Source organism: Streptomyces sp. NPDC051136 (genome assembly GCF_044455745.1).
Lineage (GTDB): Bacteria > Actinomycetota > Actinomycetes > Streptomycetales > Streptomycetaceae > Streptomyces.
In genome coordinates this window covers 327,404-345,570 of the sequence record NZ_JBITFE010000006.1, presented here as the reverse complement: position 1 = coordinate 345,570, position 18,167 = coordinate 327,404, and the positions used below count along the sequence as shown (strand labels likewise).

Sequence of the window (18,167 nt, the reverse complement as noted above, 5' to 3'; positions counted from 1 at the left end):
CGCTCAGACAGCGGTGGGAGGTGTGGGGGGCCGTCCTCGTCACGCAGAGGCGGCCCCCTCGCCTGCGTTAACCCCTCACGGAGGCACCTATGGGGCGCTATGTCGCACGACGACTGCTCCAGATGATCCCGGTCTTCATCGGGTCAACCTTGATCATCTTTTGTATGATGTACGCCCTGCCCGGCGACCCCGTCCGGGCGATGATGGGGGATCAGGCGTACGACCCGACGGTGGTCGCGAGCATCAAGAAGGACCTCGGTCTGGACCAGCCGCTGCTGCAGCAGTACGTCCACTACATGACCGGGCTGTTCCAGGGTGACTTCGGTACCCAGATCGCCAGCCAGAGGCCCATCAGCGACGTCATCGCCGACGCCTTCCCGGTGACGATCCGGCTGACGATCTTCGCCTTCACCTTCGTCACGGTCGTGGGCATCTCCCTCGGCGTCATCGCCGGCCTGCGCCCCGACACGCTGCGGGACCGCGGACTGCTGACGCTGACGCTGGTCCTGGTCTCGATGCCGTCCTTCGTGCTGGGCTTCCTGCTGCAGTACCTGCTCGCGTTCAAGTGGTCCGTCACCACGCCGACCGTGACCGACTCGACGAACTTCGGCCAACTCGCGCTTCCCGCCATCGTGCTGGGGTCGCTGTCCCTCGCCTACGTGGCGAGACTGACCCGCACGTCGATCGCGGAGAACCTCCGTTCCGACTACATGCGCACCGCCATCGCCAAGGGGCTGCCGCGCCGCCGGGTCATCGGCGTCCACCTGCTGCGCAACTCGCTGATCCCCGTGGTCACCTTCCTCGGCATCGAGCTCGGCAGCCTGATGACCGGCGCCATCGTGACCGAGGGCATCTTCAACGTGCGCGGTATCGGTGTCGAGATCTACGAGGCGCTCACCCGGCGTGAAGGCGCCACGGTCGTGGGCATCGCCTCGCTGATGGTGCTCATCTACCTCGCCGCGAGTTTGATCGTCGACCTGCTTTACGCGGTCCTGGACCCGAGGATCCGGTATGCCTGACAAGACCATCGAGCCCAGGGTCGACGCCCTGCCCGGCGACACCGCGAGCACCGCCGGCGTCATCGTGACCGACGCGGGCCCGGCGCCCGAGAAGCCGCGCAGCCTGTGGTCCGACGCCTGGCACGACCTGCGGCGCAATCCGCTGTTCCTGGTGTCGGCCGTGCTCATCGTGTTCCTGCTGGTGATGTCGGCCTGGCCGGGACTGTTCACCGACACGTCGCCGAACCACGCCGACCTGGCCAAGCACTACCTGGGCAAGCCCAACTGGGGACACGTCTTCGCCGGGGACTGGCTCGGTTACGACGTCCAGGGCCGCTCGATCTACGCCCGTGTCGTCTACGGCGCCCGCGCCTCGATCACCGTCGGTGTGGGTGTCACCGTCGCCGTCACCGTCGTCGGCACGATCATCGGCATGATCGCCGGCTACTTCGGCGGGTGGACCGACACCCTGCTCTCGCGGCTGACCGACATCTTCCTCGGCATCCCGTTCCTGCTCGGCGCCCTGGTGATCCTCAACTCCTTCGACGACCGCACCGTCTGGGTCGTCATCATGGCCCTCGCCTTCCTCGGCTGGACCCAGATCGCCCGCGTCGCCCGCGGCGCGGTGATCACCATCAAGCAGGCGGACTACGTGGTGGCCGCCAAGGCGCTCGGTGCCTCGACGTCCCGGATCCTGTTCCGGCACATCCTGCCCAACGCGGTCGCGCCCATCATCGTCGTGGCGACCATCGCACTCGGCGGCTACATCGCGGCCGAAGCCACCCTGTCCTTCCTGGGCGTGGGCCTCGGCGACTCGGCCGTATCCTGGGGTGGCGACGTGGCGCGCGGACGGGAGCAGCTCCGTATCGCCCCCCACACCCTGATCGTTCCGTCGGTGATGGTCTCGATCACGGTGCTTTCGTTCCTCATGTTCGGCGATGCGGTACGCAACGCCCTCGACCCCAAGCTGCGCTGAGGGAGGCGTACGTGACCATCATCGATGAAACGGCCGAGAGTTTCGGGCCGCAGGGCACGGGCCAACCGCTGCTCGAGGTCCGCGACCTGCACGTGGAATTCAGCACCCGCGACGGGGTCGCCAAGGCCGTCAACGGCGTCAACTACTCCGTCGGCGCGGGCGAGACGCTCGCCGTGCTCGGCGAGTCCGGCTCCGGCAAGTCCGTCACCGCGCAGGCGATCATGGGCATCCTCGACATGCCGCCCGGCCGCATCCCCAAGGGAGAGATCTTCTTCCGCGGCCAGGACATGCTGAAGATGTCCGGCGAGGAGCGCCGGAAGATCCGCGGCAACAAGATCGCGATGATCTTCCAGGACGCGCTGTCCTCGCTGAACCCGGTGCTCTCCGTGGGCTACCAGCTCGGCGAGATGTTCCGCGTCCACCAGGGCATGTCCAAGAAGGCCGCCAAGGCGAAGTCGATCGAGCTGATGGACCGGGTGAAGATCCCGGCCGCCGCGGCCCGGGTCAACGACTACCCGCACCAGTTCTCGGGCGGTATGCGCCAGCGCATCATGATCGCGATGGCGCTCGCCCTGGAGCCGGACCTGATCATCGCCGACGAGCCCACCACCGCCCTCGACGTGACCGTCCAGGCCCAGGTCATGGACCTGCTCGCGGAGCTCCAGCGCGAGTACCACATGGGTCTGATCCTGATCACCCACGACCTCGGCGTCGTCGCCGACGTCGCGGACAAGATCGCGGTCATGTACGCGGGGCGGATCGTGGAGACCGCGCCCGTGCACGAGCTGTACAAGCGGCCGGCGCACCCCTACACCAGGGGGCTGCTCGACTCGATCCCGCGCCTGGACCAGAAGGGCCAGGAGCTGTACGCGATCAAGGGACTGCCGCCCAACCTGACGCGTGTCCCGTCGGGCTGCGCCTTCAACCCGCGGTGCCCGCAGGCACGGGACATCTGCCGTACGGACATCCCGCCGCTGTTCCCCGTCACCGAGCGGGACGGCGGCGAGCTGGCCGGCCGCGGCAGCGCGTGCCACTTCTGGAAGGAGACGATCCATGGCTGAGCTGAGGAAGTCGGACGAGTCCATGGACGCCACCCCCAACGTCACCGACGTGGAGACGGTCGACGCCGCCACGGAGGAAGAGGCGGTGGCCGCGGTCGACGCGCCCGTCGACCGGGGCGAGCCGATCCTCCAGGTGCGCAACCTGGTGAAGCACTTCCCGCTGACCCAGGGCATCCTGTTCAAGCGCCAGGTCGGTGCGGTCAAGGCCGTGGACGGGATCTCCTTCGACCTCTACCAGGGCGAGACGCTCGGCATCGTCGGCGAGTCCGGCTGCGGCAAGTCCACGGTCGCCAAGCTCCTGATGATGCTGGAGAAGGCGACCGCGGGCGAGGTCTTCTACAAGGGCCAGGACATCACCAAGCTGTCCGGGCGGGCGCTGAAGGCGGTCCGGCGGAACATCCAGATGGTGTTCCAGGACCCGTACACCTCGCTCAACCCCCGCATGACGGTGGGCGACATCATCGGGGAGACCTTCGAGATCCACCCGGAGGTGGCACCGAAGGGCGACCGGCGCCGCAAGGTCCAGGAGCTCCTGGACGTGGTCGGTCTCAACCCCGAGTACATCAACCGCTACCCGCACCAGTTCTCGGGCGGTCAGCGCCAGCGCATCGGCATCGCCCGCGGCCTGGCCCTCAACCCCGAGATCATCATCTGCGACGAGCCGGTCTCCGCGCTGGACGTGTCCGTCCAGGCACAGGTCATCAACCTGATGGGGAAGCTGCAGGACGAGTTCAACCTGTCCTACCTCTTCATCGCGCACGACCTGTCGATCGTCCGGCACATCTCGGACCGCGTGGGCGTGATGTACCTCGGCAAGATGGCCGAGATCGGCACGGACACGCAGATCTACGACCACCCGACGCACCCCTACACCCAGGCGCTGCTGTCGGCGGTCCCGGTCCCCGACCCGGACGCCCGCGAGGGCCGTGAGCGGATCATCCTCACCGGCGACGTGCCGTCCCCGGCCAATCCGCCCTCGGGCTGCCGCTTCCGCACGCGTTGCTGGAAGGCCCAGGACAAGTGCGCCGAAGAGGTCCCGCTGCTGGCGGTGCCCGAGCGCTTCAAGACCTCGGACACTCCCGCGGCCCACGAGTCGGCCTGCCACTTCGCCGAGGAGAAGGACGTCGTCCACGCGGCCTGACCGCACCTGACGGCACGAGCCGGTTCCCGGCACCCCGCACGGGGTGACCGGGAACCGGCTCTTCCCGTTCAGGCCCCGGGCCGCACGGTCCGGACCGCAGGACGGGGCGCGGCGGCGGGGGCCGCCGGCCGCCGCGTGCCGAGCCGGTCCAGGACGCGGTCGCGCAGCAGCTCGTACTCCTCGCGCAGCCTGCGTATCTCGGCCGGGCGGGGCACGACGACGCCTCCGACGACGGTCTCCCGGGGCCCGAACTGCTCGCGGGTGAGGTCGATCTCGACGCCCATGCCCAGGCGGTTCCACCAGTGGTAGTCCACCCGCTCTCCGCCGACGTGGACCTCTCCCCGGATCAGCTCGCCTCCCAGCAGGTCGTTGAGCACCATGGCGGTCACCCCGCACTGGTCCCGGGCCGGATTGTCCCCGGTCCAGCGCGACCGGTACTCGGGGGTGCACGTCTCGGCACTCCAACTGGCGCGGACGGCCTGCTCGATGTCGGTGAGAAGCAGCGGTGTCATGCCGGTGATCCTGTCAGGGGGCACTGACACCCGGGGGCGAGGCCGCCGCCGTCCTCCCTCCGTGCCCGTGCGCCTTCAGCACCCGTCCGGAGGACACCCGCAACCCGTATGGACCGGTCGGGTGTGCGCCACCGGGCGGACCACCCCGAGCCTGGACGGAACCGATCAGCGGACGAGTCAGGCCACGAGGAGGCACTCCATGCGCGGAGTCACGCACGCCGGAAGGGTCGCCTGTGCGGCGGCGGTGGTGCTCGCGGCATCGGCCTGCGGCGGCGGGGGCGGGGACGGCTACGGCGGCGGGGACGGCGGCGGGGTGCTCAGCTCCTCCTGGGGCGACCCGCAGAACCCGCTGGAGCCGGCCAACACCAACGAGGTGCAGGGCGGCAAGGTCCTCGACATGATCTTCCGAGGGCTGAAGAAGTACGACCCGAAGACCGGCGAGGCCAAGGACATGCTCGCCGAGAAGATCGACACCACCGACTCGCAGAACTACACCATCACCGTCAAGGACGGCTGGACCTTCAGCAACGGCGAGAAGGTCACCGCCCAGTCCTTCGTGGACGCCTGGAACTACGGCGCGAGCCTGAAGAACAACCAGCGCAACGCCTACTTCTTCGCCTACATCGACGGCTACGACAAGGTGCACCCCGAGAGCGGCGGGCAGAGCGCCGACACGCTCTCCGGTCTGAAGGTGACCGGCCCCCTCACCTTCACCGTCAAGCTCGGCCAGAAGTTCTCCAGCTTCCCCGACACCCTCGGCTACAACGCCTTCGCACCGCTGCCCAAGGCGTTCTTCGACGACCACGACGCCTGGCTGAAGAAGCCGGTCGGCAACGGCCCCTACCAGGTCGACAACTACACCCGGGGCTCCCAGATGTCCCTGCGCAAGTGGGACGACTACCCGGGCAACGACAAGGCGCAGAACGGCGGCGTCGACCTCAAGGTCTACACCGACAACAACACCGCCTACACCGACCTGATCGCGGGCAACCTCGACCTCGTCGACGACGTCCCGGCCTCCCAGCTCAAGAACGTCAAGAACGACCTAGGCGACCGGTACATCAACACCCCCGCCGGCATCATCCAGACCCTCGCCTTCCCGTTCTACGACGACGACTGGAACAAGTCCGGGTCCGAGAAGGTGCGCAAGGGCCTGTCCATGGCGATCGACCGCAAGCAGATCACCGACACGATCTTCCAGCAGACCCGCACCCCGGCCACCGACTGGACCTCACCGGTCCTCGGCGAGGAGGGCGGCTACAAGCCGGGTCTGTGCGGCGACGCCTGCGAGTACAACGCCGAGGAGGCCAGGAAGCTGGTCAAGGAGGGCGGCGGGCTGCCCGGCGGCCAGGTCAAGATCACCTACAACGCCGACACCGGCTCCCACAAGCAGTGGGTCGACGCGGTCTGCAACTCCATCAACAACGCCCTGGACAACGACCGCGCCTGCGCCGGCAACCCGGTCGGCACCTTCGCCGACTTCCGCAACCAGATCACCGGGAAGAAGATGAGCGGTCCCTTCCGCGCCGGCTGGCAGATGGACTACCCGCTCATCCAGAACTTCCTCCAGCCGCTCTACTACACCAACGCCTCGTCCAACGACGGCAAGTGGTCCAACGAGGAGTTCGACGGGCTCGTCGACAAGGCCAACGGCCAGACCGACACCGCCGAGGCGGTGAAGACCTTCCAGCAGGCCGAGGAGGTCGTCCGGGACAACATGGCGGCCATCCCCCTCTGGTACCAGAACGGCAGCGCGGGCTACTCGGACCGGCTCTCCGACGTGGAGCTCAACCCGTTCAGCGTGCCGGTCTACAACGAGATCAAGGTCGGCTGAGGAGGCGGTCTCCATGGGACGCTACGTCGTCCGGCGGCTGCTCCAGATGATCCCGGTCTTCATCGGGGCCACGCTGCTGATCTTCCTGATGGTCAACGTGATGGGCGACCCCATCGCGGGCCTGTGCGGCGACCGGGAGTGCGACCCCGCCACGGCCGCGCAGCTACGGCACGAGTTCGGCCTCGACCAGCCCGTGTGGCGGCAGTACCTCACCTACATGGGCAACGTCTTCACCGGCGACTTCGGCACCGCCTTCAACGGCCAGCCGGTCACCGAGCTGATGGGCACCGCGTTCCCGGTCACCATCCGGCTGACGATCGTCGCGATCCTCTTCGAGATCGTCGTCGGCATCGTCCTCGGCGTCGTCACCGGTCTGCGCCGCGGCCGCCCCGTCGACACCGGGGTGCTGCTGCTGACCCTCGTCGTCATCTCCGTCCCCACCTTCGTGACCGGCCTGCTGCTCCAGCTGCTGCTCGGCGTCAAGTGGGGCTGGATCGACCCGGCCGTCTCCTCCGAGGCGCTCTTCGGCGAGCTGATCGTCCCCGGCCTGGTCCTCGCCTCCGTCTCGCTGGCCTACGTCACCCGGCTGACCCGGACCTCGATCGCGGAGAACCGGCGCTCCGACTACGTCCGCACCGCCATCGCCAAGGGCCTGCCCCGCCACCGGGTCATCACCCGGCACCTGCTGCGCAACTCCCTCATCCCCGTCGTCACCTTCATCGGCACCGACATCGGCGCCCTGATGGGCGGCGCCATCGTCACCGAGCGGATCTTCAACATCCACGGCGTCGGCTACCAGCTCTACCAGGGCATCCTGCGCCAGAACACCCAGACCGTGGTCGGCTTCGTCACCGTCCTGGTCCTCGTCTTCCTCGTCGCCAACCTCGTCGTCGACCTCCTGTACGCCGTACTCGACCCGAGGATCCGCTATGCCTGACCAGGAGCCCTACGAGCCCGAGCGTGCCATCGCCGGCACCGGCATGGGCGGCACGATGGACCTCGGCGCCAGCGAGGCGGTCACGCTGGAGCAGCCGCCGGGACCGGACGGGGCCGACCCGCGCGACAAGCCCCGCAGCCTGTGGTCCGACGCCTGGCACGACCTGCGCCGCAACCCCGTCTTCATCATCTCGGCGCTGGTGATCCTCTTCCTCGTCGTGATCTCCATCTGGCCGTCCCTGATCGCCTCCGGCAACCCCCTCAAGTGCGACCTGGCCAAGGCCCAGGAGGGCTCCCAGCCCGGCCACCCCTTCGGCTTCAACGGCCAGGGCTGCGACGTCTACACCCGTACCGTCTACGGCGCCCGCACCTCGGTCGCGGTCGGCATCCTCGCCACGCTCGGCGTCGCCGTCCTCGGCAGTGTCCTCGGCGGCCTCGCCGGGTTCTTCGGCGGCGGCGGGGACGCGGTGCTGTCGAGGATCACCGACATCTTCTTCGCGATCCCGGTCGTCCTCGGCGGTCTCGTCCTGCTCTCCGTCATCACCAGCAACACCATCTGGCCGGTCATCGGCTTCATCGTGCTGCTCGGCTGGCCGCAGATCTCCCGCATCGCCCGCGGCTCCGTCATCACCGCCAAGCAGAACGACTACGTGCAGGCGGCGCGGGCGCTGGGCGCCTCCAACTCCCGGCTCCTGCTGCGGCACATCGCGCCGAACGCCGTAGCCCCGGTCATCGTCGTGGCGACCATCGCGCTCGGCACCTACATCTCGCTGGAGGCGACCCTGTCCTTCCTCGGCGTCGGCCTCAAGCCGCCCAGCGTCTCCTGGGGCATCGACATCTCCTCCGCCGCCCCCTACGTACGCAACGCCCCGCACGCGCTGCTGTGGCCCTCCGGAGCCCTCGCCATCACCGTCCTCGCGTTCATCATGCTCGGCGACGCGGTGCGCGACGCCCTCGACCCGAAGCTGAGGTGAGCCGTCGCCATGCTGCTCGAAGTGCGCGACCTGCACGTGGAGTTCCACACCCGCGACGGCGTCGCCAAGGCCGTCAACGGCGTCAGCTACGGCGTGGACGCGGGCGAGACCCTCGCGGTGCTCGGCGAGTCCGGCTCCGGCAAGTCCGTCACCGCGCAGACCGTCATGGGCATCCTCGACGTCCCGCCGGGCCGGATCACCGCGGGGGAGATCCTCTTCGAGGGCCGGGACCTGCTGAAACTGAAGGAGCAGGAACGCCGGAAGGTCCGCGGCGCCGAGATGGCGATGATCTTCCAGGACGCCCTGTCCTCGCTGAACCCCGTCCTGACCGTCGGTGCCCAGCTCGCCGAGATGTTCACCGTGCACCGCGGCATGTCCCGCAAGGACGCCCACGCCAAGGCCGTCGAGCTGATGGACCGGGTCCGCATCCCGGCCGCCAGGGAGCGGGTACGGCAGTACCCGCACCAGTTCTCCGGCGGCATGCGCCAGCGCATCATGATCGCCATGGCGATGGCCCTGGAGCCCAAGCTGATCATCGCCGACGAACCGACCACCGCCCTCGACGTCACCGTCCAGGCCCAGGTCATGGACCTGCTCGCGGAACTCCAGCGCGAGCTGCACATGGGCCTGATCCTCATCACCCACGACCTCGGCGTGGTCGCCGACGTCGCCGACAAGATCGCCGTCATGTACGCGGGCCGGATCGTGGAGACAGCCCCGGTCCACGACATCTACAAGGCCCCGGCCCACCCGTACACCCGCGGTCTGCTGGAGTCGATCCCGCGCCTGGACCAGAAGGGCCAGGAGCTGTACGCCATCAAGGGCCTGCCGCCCAACCTCACCCGCATCCCGCCCGGCTGCGCCTTCCACCCCCGCTGCCCGATGGCCCAGGACGTCTGCCGCACCGACGTACCGCCGCTGTACGACGTCACGGAGTCCGACGCCGAGCGGGGCAGCGCCTGCCACTTCTGGAGGGAGTGCCTGCATGGCTGAGACCACCGAGCCGCTCCTGGAGGTCCGCGGCCTCGTCAAGCACTACCCGCTGACCTCGGGCATCCTCTTCAAGAAGCAGGTCGGCGCGGTGAAGGCCGTCGACGGCGTGGACTTCGAACTGGCCCGCGGCGAGACCCTCGGCATCGTCGGCGAGTCCGGCTGCGGCAAGTCCACGGTCGCCAAGATGCTGGTCAACCTGGAACGGCCGACGGCCGGCGAGATCCGCTACAAGGGCGAGGACATCACCCGCCTGTCGGGCCGGGCGCTCAAATCCGTGCGCCGCAACATCCAGATGGTCTTCCAGGACCCCTACACCTCCCTCAACCCCCGCATGACGGTGGGCGACATCATCGGGGAGGCGTACGACATCCACCCCGAGGTGGCCCCCAAGGGCGACCGCCGGGGGCGCGTGCAGCAACTGCTCGACGTGGTCGGCCTCAACCCGGAGTACATCAACCGCTACCCCCACCAGTTCTCCGGCGGCCAGCGTCAGCGCATCGGCATCGCGCGCGGCCTCGCGCTGCGCCCGGAGATCATCGTCGCCGACGAGCCGGTCTCCGCCCTCGACGTCTCCGTGCAGGCCCAGGTGATCAACCTGATGGGCCGCCTCCAGGACGAGTTCGACCTCTCCTACATCTTCATCGCCCACGACCTGTCGATCGTGCGGCACATCTCGGACCGGGTCGGCGTGATGTACCTGGGCCGCATCGTGGAGACGGGCCGGGACGCGGAGATCTACGACCACCCCACGCACCCCTACACCCAGGCGCTGCTGTCCGCGGTGCCGGTGCCCGACCCGGAGGCCCGGGAGCACCGCGAGCGGATCATCCTGGCCGGCGACGTCCCGTCCCCGACGAACATCCCCTCCGGCTGCCGCTTCCGCACCCGCTGCTGGAAGGCCCGGGAGCGGTGCGCGCTGGAGGTGCCCGCCCTGGCCGTCCCCGCCGAGTTCCGCTCGGTCTCCGGGCCCGCGGCCCACGACTCGGCGTGCCACTTCGCGGAGGAGAAGCGGGTGGTGCCGCCCGAGGGCGAGGGCAGCGGGCCGGAGTGACATGGTCCCCGGCCCGCTTACGGCACCCGCACGGCCGTACGCGCATCAGCGTCGCGCGGCCGTGTGTCGGGGCCGCTTCGGTGCGGTTACCCGCGTGTCAAAGGCGTCGGCACGCGGGTGACGCGGCAGGCGTCACGCCGGTGAGGGCAGCGACCGCTTGAGGAACTCCACCTGGAGCAGCAGCAGGTTCTCGGCGACGGACTCCTGCGGGGTCATGTGCGTGACGCCGGACAGCGGCAGCACCTCGTGCGGCCGGCCGGCCGCCAGCAGGGCCGAGGACAGGCGCAGCGAGTGGGCGACCACCACGTTGTCGTCCGCGAGGCCGTGGATGACCATCATGGGCCGGTGCGGCTCGACGGCGTCGACCAGTCCGGCGTCGTCGATCAGCGAGTTGCGGCGGTAGACGTCCGGCTGCTCACCGGGGTCGCCGAGATACCGCTCCTGGTAGTGGGTGTCGTAGAGCCTGAGGTCGGTAACCGGGGCGCCGACGACCGCGGCGTGGAAGACGTCCGGCCGGCGCAGCGCCGCGAGGGCGGCCAGGTACCCGCCGAAGGACCACCCCCGGATGGCGACGCGGTCCAGGTCCAGCGGGAAGTCGGCGGCGAGGGCCTGGAGGGTGTCCACCTGGTCCTGGAGGACGACCGCGGCCAGGTCGTCCTTGACGGCCTTCTCCCAGGCGGGCGAGCGTCCCGGAGTGCCCCGCCCGTCGGCGACGACCACCGCGAACCCCTGGTCCGCGAACCACTGCGAGGTGAGGTGGGCGTTGTGCGCGGCCACGACACGCTGGCCGTGCGGGCCACCGTAGGGGTCGAGGAGCACGGGGAGGGGGGTGTCACCGTGGTAGTCCGTTGGCATAAGCACGGCGCACGGGACACGTCGTGCGCCCCCCAGGGTGAGCGTCACGCGCGGGGACAAACCGGGGTCTTCCGCGTACGAGGCGATGGTCCCCGCCGGCTTCCCGTCCCGCAGCACCCGCACCCGCGCCCCCGGCCGGTCGAGCGTCGCGGAGACGAGTACGGTCACGCCCCCCGCGCGCACCGCCGAGTGCACGCCGGGCTCCTGCGACACGCGCTCCATGCCGAGTTCGTTCACCCGGTACACGTGCACCTCGCCGATCTCCGGCTCGGCCGCCTCCTCGCCCGCCGAGGCGGAGACCAGCACGTCGTCGGCGCCGACGTCCAGCACCGCCCGCAGGTGCAACTGGGCTCCGGTGAGCGGGCGTTCACCTACCGCGAGGACCCGTGCGCCACCCTCGTCGGCGATCCGCACCAGGTGCCCCGAGGGGCTCCAGCAGGGCACGCCGGGGAAGAGTTCCAGCCAAGTTGGATCTTCGTCGGCGTGCACCATGCGGGTCGTGCCGGACCCGGCGTCGACCGCCAGGAACAGCTGGCTGCGCTGGTCGCGCGCCTGTACGAGAAGCAGCGGCGCACCCGCCGCTGACCAGTGCACTCGCGCCAGATACGGATACCGGGCCCGGTCCCAGAGAACCTCCGTGCGCCCCCCGTCGAGACCGACGACGAACAGGCGTACGTCCGCGTTGGGCGTGCCCGCCGCCGGATACGGCACGTGTTGTGGGTCACGTCCGGGGTGGGCCGGGTCGGAGATCCACCAGCGCTGCACCGGCGTGTCGTCCACCCGCGCCACCAGCAGCCGGTCCGACTCGGGGCTCCACCAGAAGCCGCGGTTGCGCGCCATCTCCTCGGCCGCCACGAACTCGGCGAGCCCGTACGTGACGCCCTCGCCGTCCGCCTCGGCCAGCGCCCGGTCCCCGTCGCCCTCGGCGCCCACGACCCGCAGCGCGCCCTGGGCGACGTAGGCGATGTGCCGGCCGTCGGGGGAGGGACGGGGGTCGATCACGGGCCCCGGGGTGGGGAGTTCGCGCGCGGTGCCGATCCGCAGCTCGGCCGCGAACAACCGCCCCGACAGCGCGAAGGAGGCCAGCTCGACCGCCGCGTCGGTGGCGTAGCCGACGATGCCGGCGCCGCCCTCGCGGCTGCGCTCGCGCCGCGCCCGCTCCTCGGGCGACAGGTGCTCCTCGGCGCCGTCCAGCAGGGCGCGCGGGTCGGCGGCGACGCGCTCCTCGCCCTGCTCGACGTCGAGGATCCACAGGGCGTTGGCCCGGTCCGTGCCGGTGCCGGAGCGCAGGAAGGCGACCCGTGAACCGTCGGGTGCCACGGTGAACGAACGCGGCGCGCCGAGCGTGAACCGCTGGGTGCGCGCGTGCAGTTTGGGGAAGGAGTCGGACTCGGTCGTCATGCCTTGACCATATTGGCCATGCGCCCCCTTGTGCGGCCGTGCGCCGAGAGATGCGCGCGCACGGATAGTTATGATCACTAGCGCATAGTGGGTATCAACCAGGTGCCCGCTGCGTGGATTTATCTGCTCCGAGCTCCGACTGCGACCGACCCCCCGTGTCCCTGGGCCCATTGGAGGTGAGCCGCCGTGGCACTCTCGATTTCGGCGGTTGTGCTGCTGGCGATCATCGTCTTCCTGCTGGTCAAGAAGTCAGGCTTGAAGGCGGGGCATGCGGTGGTGTGCATGCTTCTCGGCTTCTACCTGGCCTCGTCGACCGTCGCTCCCACGATCAGCGAGCTGACGACGAACCTTGCGGGGATGATCGGGAGCATCAACTTCTGACCGTGCCGGCCACGAAGCAGACCCAGGCCTCCGGCGTCAGCGCGAGCCGGGGGCCGGTGTCCGGCAGGTTCTTCGAGTCGCGGACGTGGACGGCGCCGGGGTCGAGGGCGACCTCGACGCAGGAGTCGCCCTCGCTGCCGCTGCTGTAGCTGCTCTTGAACCAGGCCAGACCGGTGGTGTGGTTCATGTCTCCCCCAGCAGTTGCTCAATGAAGGCCGTTGACTGCCGCGGCGTCAGGGCCTGCGCACGGATGATTCCGTACCGCAGGTCCAGGATACGTAGCTGCCTGGGGTCCGAAAGGGGGCGGCCGTGAGCCACGACCGGTGAACGGCCCAACGCCGAACCGTCCGCGAATTTCAGGACCTCGATGCCGCCGTCCACTCCCGCATGCTCCACGCGGTCCATCGGCATCACTTGAAGCTCCACGCTCGGGAGGGCGCAGATCTCCAGCAGATGTGCCAACTGGCCGCGCAGTACCCGCTTCCCGCCCAGTGGACGTCGCAGAGTCCATTCCTCCAAGACGAAACCCAGCTCAGGCGCGGGGACGCGTTCAAAGATCGCCTTGCGGGCCTCCCGAGCCGCCATGAACCGCTCGACCTCGTCACTCGCGTATGTCGGGCGCCGCATCAACAGCAGCTGGCGCGAGTATTCAGGAGTCTGCAACAGCCCGTGGACATGCAGCGGGTCGTAGAGCTGAAGCTCCACCGCCCGCGCCTCCATCTGCGCGAGATCCCGCACCTTCTTCGGGTACCTGACCCGCTTCACGTCCTCCTTCATCGCCGCGACGAGCCCGCCGGCGTCCAGCACCTCGTCCGCCCTGTCCAGGTACTCGGGCCGCGGGATCCGCCTGCCGCCCTCGACCTTGTAGACGAGGTCCTCCCCGTAGCCGATCGCCACCGCGAAGTCGGGGGCCCGCAGCCCCGCCGCCTCGCGGCGCAGCCGGAGCTGCCGGCCCACCGTGGCGATCACGGCCAGGGCCCAGTCGTCGTCCGGGTCCACCTCCCACCCCGGCTCGTCGACCTGGTCCGTCCCCGCGTCCACCGACATGTCGCACCCCTCCTTGGTCCCGCCTCGCACGGCCGTGCCCTACCCGGAACAACGCCGACGACAGTGCCGACGGCACTGGACAAGCCCTGGACAGTTCCGTACGGCCCGTGCGGGCGTGAGGACGGCGGCCGGGCCTCATAGGGTGGGGGCATGACGGAACTCCCCGGCCGGCGTCTGCTGCTGGTGCACGCGCACCCGGACGACGAGTCGATCAACAACGGCGTCACCATGGCCCGGTACGCGGCCGAGGGCGCGCACGTGACGCTGGTGACCTGCACCCTCGGCGAGCGGGGCGAGGTCATCCCGCCCGGCCTCGCCCACCTGTCCGGGGCCGCTCTGGGCGGCCACCGCAGGGGCGAGCTGGCGGAGGCCATGCGCGCGCTCGGCGTCGACGACTTCCGGCTGCTCGGCGGGCCCGGGCGGTTCGCCGACTCCGGGATGATGGGCCTGTCCGACAACGACGACCCCGGCTGCCTGTGGCAGGCGGACGTCGACGCCGCCGCAGCCCTGCTCGTCGACGTGATCCGCGAGGTGCGGCCCCAGGTGCTCGTCACCTACGACCCGGACGGCGGCTACGGCCACCCCGACCACATCCAGGCCCACCGCATCGCCATGCGGGCGGTGGAGCTGGCGGCCGAGGCCGGGTGCCCCGTCGCCAAGGTCTACTGGAACCGCGTGCCGCGCTCCCGCATCGAGGCCGCTTTCGCCCGGCTCCGGGACGACCTGCCCGGCCTGCCCTTCGAGAAGACGGCCGGGGTCGAGGACGTACCGGGCGTCGTCGACGACGAGAGGATCACCACCGAGATCCAGGGCGAGGGCACCGCGTACGCCGCGGCCAAGGCCGCCGCGATGCGCGCGCACGCCACCCAGATCACGGTCGCCGAACCGTACTTCGTCCTCTCCAACGACCTGGCGCAGCCCCTCCTCACCACCGAGTACTACGAACTGGTGCGCGGTGCGCGGGACGGCGGTGCGGAGCGCGAGAGCGACCTGTTCGCCGGGATCCCCGCGACTTCCGGGAGCGGGGTGGCCCGGTGAGCGGCCGCAACGAGCCGGCCGGTTCCGCACTCGCCCAGCCGCTGCGCCCGCCCTCGCCCGGCCGGGCCGTCCTCTACGTGGGGCTGTTCGTGCTCGGCGCCGTCCTGGGCGTGGCGGGCGCACTGGTGCAGCCGGCCTGGTTCCCGGGCGGGCTGCTGCTCGCGCTGGCCGCCGAGGCGGGCCTGTGCGTCGGGGCGGGCCGTGCCGTGGGCCGCCGTGGCGGAGCCGCCGCACCCGCCCTCGGCTGGGCGCTCGCCGTGGTGCTGCTCACCACCAGCCGCCCGGAGGGCGACTTCGTCTTCGCCGCCGGAAGCGGCTCCTATCTCTTCCTGCTCGGCGGGATCGCCGTCGCTGTGATCTGCGCCACCTTGGTGCCGGTGCGGCAACCGGACGGCGACTCCGTCCGACTTCGCAAGTGACGTACCGCTTCGCCGTGCCGCGGGCGTGCGAGTCCCGTGTGGGTTTCCCCGGCGGTCACGGGATACGCGTAGGAGGTGGCCAGTATGGTGGTGCGCGCCGCCGAGCCGCCCGCTGAAGGTGTGACGGGCGGCGGAGCCAACCGGGAGAACCTGCCTTGAGTCGTGAAACTGACAGTTCGTCCTCCGGGCCCCACGGGCGCGGCGGAGCCGCTTACCCGTCGGGCACCCCGCCCTACGGGACACCCACGGCTTCCGACGCCGGTGCGGACGCGGGCCGTTCGGCCACGCGACCGGAGGAGCGCAAGACCGAGACGACGCTGACGACCCGGATCCGGATCAACATCCCCGGGTCGCGGCCCATTCCGCCGGTCGTCGTGCGCAAGCCCGTCGCGGACGGTGCGGACACCGCCGCCGACACGGAGGCGACGACGACGGCGGAACGGCCCGCGCCGACGCCGAGCGCGGCCGCGCCCACGCCCGCGCCCGAAGCCCCCGCGGAACCCGCCCAGCCCGCGCAGTCCGGCGAGGACAAGCCGACCAGCGACTGGTTCGCGCCCCGCAAGTCGGGTCCCGGCAAGGGCGCCCAGGGCGGCGGCTCGACCAACGGTGCCGGGCTGCCCGGCGGTTCGGCGGCGGGCGCCGGCACGACGGGCGCACCCGGCGCCCCGGGCACCCGCGGCGCGGGTCCGACGGGAACGGGCGCTCCCGGTGCCGGTGCCGGTGCGCGACCGGGCGGCGGGAGTGGCCGTCCCGGTGGTGTCGTCGGCTCCATGAACGCACCCGGCGTCTCCCGGTCCGGTTCCGCGGGCGGCGCCGCCCGCTCCGGCGCGACCGGCGGTCCCGTGGCCCCCGGCCACGGTGGAGGCACCGGTTCCTTCGACGTGACCGAGGCGCTGGCGGCCGGTCCGCTGGGCGGCAACGGCAACGGCAACGGCCCCCGGCCGGGCACCGACGCCGGTGCCGGATCGCGCCGCGAGGACCTGCCGTACGGCGCGGGGGAGGGCCGGAGCGAGCAGGACGCCGGCGCCTCCGGCGGGCAGCACAACGGTCTGAACGGGCAGTCCCCGTACGGCGGCGGCCCCCAGGGTCCCGCCGGTCCGACCAGCGGTCCGGCCACCGGCGAGGGCCGGCTGACGCCGCCCCCGGCCGGCGACTTCGACTTCCAGGCACCCGGTGCTCCCGGTGCGCCCGCCGGACAGGCCCCGCAGGACCTGCGCGGTCCGGGGGGACCCGGCGGGCCCGCGGGCCGCGTTCCCGGGGCGGGCCCCGACGCCGCCCGCCCGGGCCCCGGTGGCGGGCTCAGCGACGACACCGCGATCCTCACCCCGCAGCGGCCGGCCCCGCCCGGCATGGGCAACCCGGACAACGTCTCCGGCAACACCGTGACCAGCGGCATCCCCGTCGTACCGGGCGGGCGCGGCACGCCGTTCCAGGACCCGTCCGGCGACGGACCGCGGCCGCACACGCCGCCGAAGCTGCCCGAGCCGGTCTCCCCGCCCCCGGCGGGCTCCGCCAAGGCCGCCAAGCCCGCCAAGAAGAAGGGGCGCAAGAAGCTTCCGCTGCTCGTCGGCGGCGTGGTCGTCGTCGCCGGTGTCGCCTACGGCTCCGGTCTGCTGATGAACCGCTCCGAGGTGCCCAAGGGCACCAGCGTGCTCGGCGTCGACATCGGCGGCGGCACCCGCGACGACGCCGTGGAGAAGCTGGACAAGGCCCTCGGCGCCCGTGCGGACAAGCCGCTCAAGCTCACCGTGGGCGGCGACACCGTCTCCCTGAAGCCGGACCAGGCGGGACTCCAGCTCGACACGCAGGCCACGGCGAGCGACGCGGCGACGAGCGACTACAACCCGATGTCCGTGATCGGCTCGCTCTTCGGCCAGAAGCGGGTCGTCGAGCCCGCCATGCCGGTCGACGAGGAGAAGCTGCACGCCGCCCTGGAGAACGCGGCGGGCGGGGCCGGGTCGGTCGCCGAGGGCACGGTCACGTTCGAGTCCGGCAAGGCCGTCCCCGTGTACGGCAAGGCCGGCCAGGGCATAGACGTCGCCAAGTCGACCGAGGCGGTGCGGGCCGCGTACCGCTCCCAGGTGGAGACGGGCACCGCCGCCGCGGTGAACGTGCCGACCACCACGAAGCAGCCCACGGTCTCCAACGCCGAGGTCGACCGGATGCTGAAGGAGTTCGCCCAGCCGGCGATGTCGGCCAGGGTGACCGTGCAGACGGACGCCGCGCACTCCATCCAGATGAGCCCCGAGAAGTCGCTGTGGAAGTTCCTCAGGGTCACGGCCGTCGACGGCAAGCTGGTCGACAAGCCCGACCTGAACGCCCTCAAGGCGCTCTACGGCCAGACCTTCGACGGTGTGCTCATCACCCGGGCCAACGGCCAGAAGACGGCCGTCACCCCGCAGGACGTCTACGGCGCCATGCGCCAGGCGCTGAAGAGCAAGACCGACCGGGTGGCCGTCATCGACACCGACCCCAGCTGACGCAGGCACAGGAGAGAGGGGCGCCCGGCACTCGCCGGGCGCCCCTTTCGGCCGGTCGATGAGGGGAAGG

General features: G+C 70.8%; 17 protein-coding genes. 13 read left to right on the top strand and 4 right to left on the bottom strand.

Annotated elements, in window-relative coordinates:
* Window positions 1-89 precede the first annotated feature (89 nt).
* From ACIBCJ_RS19485 to ACIBCJ_RS19470, 4 genes are read left to right on the top strand one after another with little or no spacing between them, the layout of a single operon-like run.
* Complete coding sequence (locus ACIBCJ_RS19485; RefSeq protein ID WP_133887191.1) at window positions 90-1,019, top strand: ABC transporter permease; 930 nt, start codon at window positions 90-92, stop codon at window positions 1,017-1,019.
* A complete protein-coding gene (locus tag ACIBCJ_RS19480; RefSeq protein WP_362104711.1) occupies window positions 1,012-1,974 on the top strand; it encodes an ABC transporter permease in 963 nt (320 codons plus the stop codon). Before ACIBCJ_RS19485 ends, ACIBCJ_RS19480 begins: the two co-directional genes overlap by 8 nt.
* 11 nt (window positions 1,975-1,985) lie before the next feature.
* Complete coding sequence (locus ACIBCJ_RS19475; protein ID WP_362104708.1) at window positions 1,986-3,035, top strand: ABC transporter ATP-binding protein; 1,050 nt, start codon at window positions 1,986-1,988, stop codon at window positions 3,033-3,035.
* Window positions 3,028-4,176, top strand: a complete 1,149-nt coding sequence (locus ACIBCJ_RS19470) for a dipeptide ABC transporter ATP-binding protein (protein WP_362104705.1) — start codon at window positions 3,028-3,030, stop codon at window positions 4,174-4,176. The genes ACIBCJ_RS19475 and ACIBCJ_RS19470 overlap by 8 nt, the downstream gene beginning before the upstream one ends.
* Window positions 4,177-4,244: 68 nt before the next feature.
* Here ACIBCJ_RS19470 and ACIBCJ_RS19465 read toward each other — a convergent pair whose 3' ends face one another.
* Window positions 4,245-4,688 (bottom strand): hypothetical protein, encoded by a 444-nt coding sequence (locus ACIBCJ_RS19465; protein ID WP_365980023.1) that lies wholly within the window; start codon window positions 4,686-4,688, stop codon window positions 4,245-4,247.
* 199 nt (window positions 4,689-4,887) lie between these two features.
* On the opposite strand from ACIBCJ_RS19465, the gene ACIBCJ_RS19460 reads away from it, so the two are divergent.
* From ACIBCJ_RS19460 to ACIBCJ_RS19440, 5 genes are read left to right on the top strand one after another with little or no spacing between them, the layout of a single operon-like run.
* Window positions 4,888-6,522, top strand: coding sequence for an ABC transporter substrate-binding protein (locus ACIBCJ_RS19460; RefSeq protein WP_365980022.1), 1,635 nt, complete (start codon window positions 4,888-4,890; stop codon window positions 6,520-6,522).
* Window positions 6,523-6,535: 13 nt separating this feature from the next.
* A complete protein-coding gene (locus ACIBCJ_RS19455; protein WP_133887196.1) occupies window positions 6,536-7,459 on the top strand; it encodes an ABC transporter permease in 924 nt (307 codons plus the stop codon).
* Window positions 7,452-8,432 carry an ABC transporter permease gene (locus ACIBCJ_RS19450; RefSeq protein ID WP_362104694.1) on the top strand — a complete coding sequence of 327 codons (981 nt, stop codon included), beginning with the start codon at window positions 7,452-7,454 and terminating at the stop codon, window positions 8,430-8,432. Before ACIBCJ_RS19455 ends, ACIBCJ_RS19450 begins: the two co-directional genes overlap by 8 nt.
* Window positions 8,433-8,441: 9 nt before the next feature.
* The gene (locus ACIBCJ_RS19445; RefSeq protein WP_362104691.1) at window positions 8,442-9,425 is read left to right on the top strand and encodes an ABC transporter ATP-binding protein; all 984 of its coding nucleotides are present in this window, start codon (window positions 8,442-8,444) and stop codon (window positions 9,423-9,425) included.
* Entirely contained in the window at window positions 9,418-10,476 is a 1,059-nt protein-coding gene (locus ACIBCJ_RS19440) for a dipeptide ABC transporter ATP-binding protein (protein ID WP_362104688.1), read from the top strand. Before ACIBCJ_RS19445 ends, ACIBCJ_RS19440 begins: the two co-directional genes overlap by 8 nt.
* Before the next feature lie 132 nt (window positions 10,477-10,608).
* On the opposite strand, the gene ACIBCJ_RS19435 is transcribed toward ACIBCJ_RS19440, so the two are convergent.
* The gene (locus ACIBCJ_RS19435) at window positions 10,609-12,732 is read right to left on the bottom strand and encodes a prolyl oligopeptidase family serine peptidase (protein WP_365980021.1); all 2,124 of its coding nucleotides are present in this window, start codon (window positions 12,730-12,732) and stop codon (window positions 10,609-10,611) included.
* A gap of 186 nt (window positions 12,733-12,918) precedes the next feature.
* Here ACIBCJ_RS19435 and ACIBCJ_RS19430 point away from each other — a divergent pair, with 186 nt between their 5' ends.
* On the top strand, window positions 12,919-13,113 hold the full coding sequence (locus tag ACIBCJ_RS19430) for a hypothetical protein (RefSeq protein WP_121749054.1): 195 nt from the start codon (window positions 12,919-12,921) through the stop codon (window positions 13,111-13,113).
* Here ACIBCJ_RS19430 and ACIBCJ_RS19425 read toward each other — a convergent pair.
* Window positions 13,103-13,300 (bottom strand): DUF397 domain-containing protein, encoded by a 198-nt coding sequence (locus ACIBCJ_RS19425; RefSeq protein ID WP_362104682.1) that lies wholly within the window; start codon window positions 13,298-13,300, stop codon window positions 13,103-13,105. The two genes, ACIBCJ_RS19430 and ACIBCJ_RS19425, sit on opposite strands and share 11 nt — an antisense overlap.
* The gene (locus tag ACIBCJ_RS19420; protein ID WP_362104679.1) at window positions 13,297-14,160 is read right to left on the bottom strand and encodes a helix-turn-helix transcriptional regulator; all 864 of its coding nucleotides are present in this window, start codon (window positions 14,158-14,160) and stop codon (window positions 13,297-13,299) included. The genes ACIBCJ_RS19425 and ACIBCJ_RS19420 overlap by 4 nt, the downstream gene beginning before the upstream one ends.
* Before the next feature lie 150 nt (window positions 14,161-14,310).
* On the opposite strand from ACIBCJ_RS19420, the gene mshB reads away from it, so the two are divergent.
* From mshB to ACIBCJ_RS19405, 3 genes are all read left to right on the top strand, one after another.
* On the top strand, window positions 14,311-15,198 hold the full coding sequence (gene mshB, locus ACIBCJ_RS19415; protein ID WP_362104676.1) for an N-acetyl-1-D-myo-inositol-2-amino-2-deoxy-alpha-D-glucopyranoside deacetylase: 888 nt from the start codon (window positions 14,311-14,313) through the stop codon (window positions 15,196-15,198).
* Window positions 15,195-15,617 (top strand): DUF6113 family protein, encoded by a 423-nt coding sequence (locus ACIBCJ_RS19410; RefSeq protein WP_362508973.1) that lies wholly within the window; start codon window positions 15,195-15,197, stop codon window positions 15,615-15,617. The genes mshB and ACIBCJ_RS19410 overlap by 4 nt, the downstream gene beginning before the upstream one ends.
* A 155-nt stretch (window positions 15,618-15,772) precedes the next feature.
* The gene (locus ACIBCJ_RS19405; RefSeq protein WP_365980020.1) at window positions 15,773-18,097 is read left to right on the top strand and encodes a hypothetical protein; all 2,325 of its coding nucleotides are present in this window, start codon (window positions 15,773-15,775) and stop codon (window positions 18,095-18,097) included.
* Window positions 18,098-18,167 lie beyond the last annotated feature (70 nt).